This window comes from Methylacidimicrobium cyclopophantes (genome assembly GCF_902143385.2).
In the GTDB taxonomy this organism is placed as follows: Bacteria; Verrucomicrobiota; Verrucomicrobiia; order Methylacidiphilales; family Methylacidiphilaceae; genus Methylacidimicrobium; species Methylacidimicrobium cyclopophantes.
In genome coordinates this window covers 1-5,435 of the sequence record NZ_CABFUZ020000045.1, presented here as the reverse complement: position 1 = coordinate 5,435, position 5,435 = coordinate 1, and the positions used below count along the sequence as shown (strand labels likewise).

At 65.3% G+C, this 5,435-nt stretch carries 8 protein-coding genes; 7 read left to right on the top strand and 1 reads right to left on the bottom strand.

The window, feature by feature from the left end; genetic code table 11:
• Positions 1-429 (bottom strand): YdcF family protein (locus FN369_RS01085; RefSeq protein ID WP_142524374.1); only part of this gene is annotated, 429 nt, incomplete at its 3' end.
• Positions 430-592: 163 nt separating this feature from the next.
• Here FN369_RS01085 and FN369_RS01080 point away from each other — a divergent pair.
• The 7 genes from FN369_RS01080 to FN369_RS01050 all read left to right on the top strand — a co-directional run.
• The gene (locus FN369_RS01080) at positions 593-1,363 is read left to right on the top strand and encodes an outer membrane lipoprotein-sorting protein (RefSeq protein ID WP_142524373.1); all 771 of its coding nucleotides are present in this window, start codon (positions 593-595) and stop codon (positions 1,361-1,363) included.
• Positions 1,364-1,427: 64 nt separating this feature from the next.
• A complete protein-coding gene (gene pyrH / locus FN369_RS01075; RefSeq protein WP_142524372.1) occupies positions 1,428-2,162 on the top strand; it encodes a UMP kinase in 735 nt (244 codons plus the stop codon).
• Between the two features lie 61 nt (positions 2,163-2,223).
• Complete coding sequence (frr, locus tag FN369_RS01070) at positions 2,224-2,787, top strand: ribosome recycling factor (protein ID WP_142524371.1); 564 nt, start codon at positions 2,224-2,226, stop codon at positions 2,785-2,787.
• A 12-nt stretch (positions 2,788-2,799) separates the two neighbouring features.
• Positions 2,800-3,381 (top strand): DJ-1/PfpI family protein, encoded by a 582-nt coding sequence (locus tag FN369_RS01065; RefSeq protein WP_142524370.1) that lies wholly within the window; start codon positions 2,800-2,802, stop codon positions 3,379-3,381.
• A 50-nt stretch (positions 3,382-3,431) separates the two neighbouring features.
• Entirely contained in the window at positions 3,432-3,866 is a 435-nt protein-coding gene (locus FN369_RS01060; RefSeq protein ID WP_142524369.1) for a hypothetical protein, read from the top strand.
• Between the two features lie 5 nt (positions 3,867-3,871).
• On the top strand, positions 3,872-4,675 hold the full coding sequence (locus FN369_RS01055) for a (Fe-S)-binding protein (RefSeq protein ID WP_142524368.1): 804 nt from the start codon (positions 3,872-3,874) through the stop codon (positions 4,673-4,675).
• Positions 4,675-5,435, top strand: a 761-nt coding sequence (locus FN369_RS01050; RefSeq protein ID WP_142524367.1) for an LUD domain-containing protein, incomplete at its 3' end; no start/stop codon positions are given. The genes FN369_RS01055 and FN369_RS01050, both read left to right, overlap by 1 nt.

Below are 5,435 nucleotides of genomic sequence, written 5' to 3'. Positions count from 1 at the left end.
CGCCTCGGAGGGGAGACCCTCGCCGCGGCTCCCTCCGAGGAGGAAGAGCGTGGCCGAGGGGAACTGCCGGTGGAGGGCGAGCGCGCGATCCAATCGATGGCGATAGGGGGAGGTCAACCGGCCTTCCGCATCGAGAGAGGAGCCGAGAACGACGATACAGGCGGGAGCATCGGCCGAGGTGCGGCTCCGCCGGGCGACGCGGAGGATATGGCCGACAGCGATCCAGAAGCTGAGCGTGGCGGAGGCGAGCGCTACGCCAATCGAAAGCGCGAGCATCGAAAGCCCATCGGTGCCTAGGAAAAACGAGCCCAACTCCGGGTTCCTCCTCCAGCGGGGCTGCCGGAATCGGCTCCCGCCCTTTCCCGGGGAGAGTGGGCCCACGCTACCCTTGCCGTCGGTCCTGGCGGTGCCGCTCTCCCCGGGCTGCATGGCGCTACTATCGCTCGGTTAGCCCCTCCGAGAAAATCCGCTTGTCGAGGCTGCAGCGGATAGGCTTCCTAGGAGGGCGCGCATGTTCCTACCACATCCCGATTCGAGTGAAGAGGGCGAGCGGACCAACCGATCGACCCGATAGGGTGAGGGTTCTCCTTTCATGGCAAAACGCTTTCCCAACTTTTTTCGCTTCTCGCTCGGCTGCCTGGCCTTCGGCGCCTCGCTCTTCTGCGCCGGGATCGGGCTGGGGGGGGCACTGGCGGATCCGTCGACCGAAGCCGAACGGATCGTCCACCGGCTCGCCGAGCAGGACAAGCGGCTTGCAGAGCGGCGCAGGCAGTTCGATTACGATCTGACGATCATCCGCCAGAAGCTCGACGCCGAGCGGCACATCGTTTCGGAGAGCAAGGAGCGTCAAGTGGTCTATGCCGACCGAGCGCCCGATTACGGCTCCCGTCCCGAGAAGGGGCCGGAAGGAGAAACCGCCAAGGCGGCGCAGGAAGAGCCCTTTGAAGTCTTGAATGTGATCGACCATTACTACTATTCCCTGGAGGGGAGCGAGACGATCCACGGGGTCGACTGCTACAAGGTCCGCTTCACCCCGAAGCCCAACATGCCCTACCGGAATCGGGAGGAGAAGGTCGTCAATGCGGTCTGGGGCCATCTGTGGATCTCGAAGGAGGACTACTCTCTCATGGGGAACGAGGGCTTCCTCGGTCACCCGGTCTCGGTGGCCTGGTTTTTTGCGCGGCTCTACGAGCTCGAGTTCCGCTGGGAGTCGCAGCGGCTTCCAAACGGAGACTGGGGGCCCAAGGAGGTGCGCTACCGCTATGCCGTCCACATCCCTTTTGGATGGCTGCGCGAACGGGTGATCCGGGAATACTCCGACTTCCGGTACCACTCGATCCCGAGGAAGCGGGCCTCTCGATAGGGGCTCGAAAGCACACGGAAGCATTGACAAGCGAATCAAGAGAAGGGAAGGTGCCCTAGCCTTCATGGAACCCCGCGCCGATACGCAGCGACCCCCGGCCTATCGGCGGGTCCTTTTGAAGCTGAGCGGGGAGGTGCTCGCCGGCCCCGACTCTCCCATCTCGATGGAGGTGACCAAGAAGATCGCCCGGCAGGTCGCGGAGGTCTACGGCTCGGGCATTCAAATCGCGATCGTGATCGGCGGGGGGAATATCTGGCGGGGAACGACCGGACTCAAGAGCGGTCTCGATCGGCCAACCGCCGACTACATGGGCATGTTGGCGACGATCATCGATGGCCTGGCCCTCCAAGGGGCGCTCGAGGGCCTGGGGATTCCGACCCGGGTGCAGACAGCCGTCGAGGTGAGGAATGTGGCCGAGCCCTTTATCCGGAGAAGGGCGATCCGCCATCTGGAAAAAGGGAGGATCGTCATTTTCGTCGGCGGCACGGGAAATCCCTTCTTTTCGACCGACACGACGGCGGCGCTCCGGGCGAGCGAGATCGAGGCCGAGGTGATTCTCAAGGGAACGAAGGTCGACGGCATCTACGACAGCGATCCCAAGATCCATCCCGAGGCGAAGCGGTTCACCCAGCTCCGCTACCTCGACGCGATCCAGAAGCGGCTTTCCGTCATGGATTCGACCGCCTTCTCACTCTGCATGGACAACAACATCCCGATCGTCGTCTTCAATGTCTTTACGCCGGGCAATCTCCGGGCCGCGATCTTCGGCGAGCCGATCGGGACGCGAGTCTGCGCATAGTCCCTCTTCTCTTGTTGCAGCGGGAGTCTCTTCCCCGCAAAATGGAGCAAAAAGGCAACGCATGAGCAGCTTCGACGAGATCCTTTTCCACACCGAGGAGCGCATGGAGAAAGCCCTCGGCCATCTCCGGGAGGAGTTTGCCTCGGTTCGATCGGGCAAAGCCTCTCCCGAACTCGTAGCCAATGTTCCGGTCGAGGCCTACGGCTCCTCGATGCGGCTGCGGGAGCTGGCCGCCATCACGGTTCCCGATGCGCATCTTCTTCTCATTCAACCATGGGATCCGACCGTCGTGGACGCCGTGAGGAAGGCGCTCGAGGAGGCGAGGCTCGGCATCAACCCGATGGTCGACGGCAAGATGATCCGCCTCCCCATTCCCCCGCTTTCCGAAGAGCGGCGCCATGAACTCATCCGGGTCGTGCGCAAGCTGGCGGAAGAGGGACGGGTGGCGCTGCGGGGCGTACGCCGGCATGGGCTCGAAGAGGCCAAGGCGCTGCAAAAGGAGTCGGATGTGAGCGAGGACGACCTCGCCCGAGCCGAGAAAGAGGTCCAAAAGCTGACCGATCGATTCATCGCCGAGGTCGACCGGCTCCTCCAAGCCAAGGAAGCCGAGCTCCTCAAGGTCTAGAGGACGATCGCCGTGAGTGCGCGAAAGATCCTGCTTCTGGTCGGCGATTTCGTCGAAGACTACGAGGCGATGGTCCCTTTTCAGGCGTTGCGGATGGTCGGCCATTCGGTGGATGCGGTCTGTCCGCGAAAGCGGGCGGGGGAGAGCGTCAAGACCGCGATTCACGATTTCGAAGGAGACCAGACCTACACCGAAAAGCCTGGCCACCGATTTGCCCTTACCGCCACCTTCGAGGAGGTCGATCCCACCCTCTACGACGCCCTCGTGATCCCCGGCGGGCGGGCGCCCGAATACCTGAGGCTCGAGCCGGCGGTCTTGGATCTTGTCGGTCACTTCGTGAAAGCCGGCAAACCGATTGCCGCCATCTGCCATGGTGCACAGCTGCTCGCGGCGGCCGGCGGGCTTTCGGGGAAGCGGGTTTCCGCCTACCCCGCGGTGGGACCCGAAGTACGGGCGGCGGGCGGTTCCTATGTCGAGCTGCCGATGAGCGGAGCGCTGGTCGATGGGAACCTCGTCACCGCACCCGCCTGGCCGGCCCATCCGGAATGGCTCGCCCGTTTCCTGGAGCTCTTGGGAAGTCGGGTGACTCCCTGAGTCGGCTCTGCTCCGGGAAGAGGGGAGTTGCGCAGGGGAGGGGGCGAAGCATGGCGGCTGGGAGGAGATGGGGCATCGTTCTGCTCTGCGGACTCTTGGGCGCATGCGCCAACGTCGGCTACCTGCCTTCCGAGGGCCAAGGGGTCCTTCTGCCCGCCAAGCCGGGAACCAAGCGGGTCGTCGACGGCATGGACGTCTGGACACGAGGCGGTCCCGATCGCCCGGCCTGGGTCCTGGGAACGGTCACGGAGACACGGGGCAAAGGACCGATTGGAGGGGGAGGTACTTTGCTCGGGCTGGTGAAGCAGGCGAAGAAGCGCCACGCGGATGCGGTCATCCTCCTGCAGAAGCAGAGCCAGTGGGTGGGGGACGCGATCTACGAGTTCGTCTTGCCCGATTGGGAGGTCAATCGGGAGGCGCTGCTCGTCGTCTACCGGCATTCCCAAGGCGCGGCGGGGAGCCGCGTCGCCGGTAGGCCGAGGTAGGCTCCATGGCCGGAGCGGGATCGAGGGGGGAGATCGGGAAGGTGTCGATCTTTCCGACCTGCGTCGGGGATCTCCTCCGACCGGAGCTCGCCCAGGCGCTCACGCGCCTCCTCTCGAAGCTCGGGATCCCGAGCGATTGCCCGGGCCGAGCCTGTTGCGGGCAGGCGGCGTGGAACGCGGGCTACTTCGCCGAGGCGCGCCGGACGGCGAGCCTCCTCCTCGACTCCTTTTCGGGCGACTCGCGGGTGATCTGCCCTTCGGGATCTTGCACGGCGATGGTCGTGCACAATTATCCCGAGCTCTTCGCGGGCGATAGCCGCCGGCAAGCGGAGGCGGCGCGGTTGAGCGGACGGATCCGGGAGTTTAGCCAGTTCCTCGTGGAGGATCTCGGAATCACCGAGCTGGGTGCCTCCTTTCCCTTTCGAGTCGCCTATCATCCCTCCTGTCACGCCGCGAGGTCCCTGGGAATCGACGTCGCCCCCCGGGCGCTGCTCGGTCGGACCAGGGGGATCGAATTGGTCGAGATTCCCAGCGCGGAGCGCTGCTGCGGCTTTGGCGGCTTTTTTGCCGCCAAGATGGCCGACCTCTCCCTAGCCATGGGGAGAGCCAAAGCCGCGGCGATTCTCCAGAGCGGGGCCGAAATCTTGACCGCGGTCGATCCCGGCTGCCTCCTCCAGATCGAATCGATCCTCCGGGAGGAAGGGAGCCGGGTTTGGATCCTCCATTTGGCCGAGCTCCTCGATGAGGGGATGCGCCGGGCGGAAGGGACCCCGCCCAATTCCACCGGCGGGGAGGGGGATACCCTCTGATGGAGCCCCATCCGCTCCCCCTTTTGGAAGCCCTGGCCGACCGCGCCATGCGCCGGGCGGTCGCCCAGACCGTGGATCGGCTCCAGTCCGCATCTGACCGGCGGCGGGCGAATCTCCCCGACTGGGAGCGCTGGAGGGAGGAGGCAAGGAGGGTTCGAGAGGAGACGCTGGCCCATCTCGACCTTTTCCTCGGTCGCTTTGTGGAGAAGCTGCGCGAGGCCGGGGGGCGGATCCACTTTGCGGAAGAGGGCGAGGAGGCCTGCCGGATGGTCGTGGAGATCCTCCACCGCCAGGGAGCACGGCGCGTCGTCAAATCGAAGTCGATGGTGTCGGAGGAGATCGGCCTCAACCGGCGGCTGGTGGAGGCGGGGATCGCGGTGGTCGAGACCGATCTGGGCGAGCGGATCGTCCAGCAGGCCCAGGGGGAGCCGGCCCATCTGGTCGTCCCAGCGATCGGCCGGAGCCGGGAGGAGATTCGGAAGCTTTTCGTCGAGATGGGAGCCGAGGGAATCGGGAGCGGGACCCGAGAGCTGGTCGACTTCGCCCGGAGCCGGCTTCGCGAGGAGTTCCGCTCGGCCGACGCGGGGATCACCGGGGTGAACTTCGCCATCGCCCAGACGGGGAGCCTCGCCCTCTTCACCAACGAAGGAAACGCCGACCTGGTCGCAAACCTTCCCCCGCTCCATATCGCCCTACTCGGCATCGAGCGGCTCTTGCCCACCCTGGAGGATCTGGCGCTCTTCTCCCGCCTCCTCCCCGC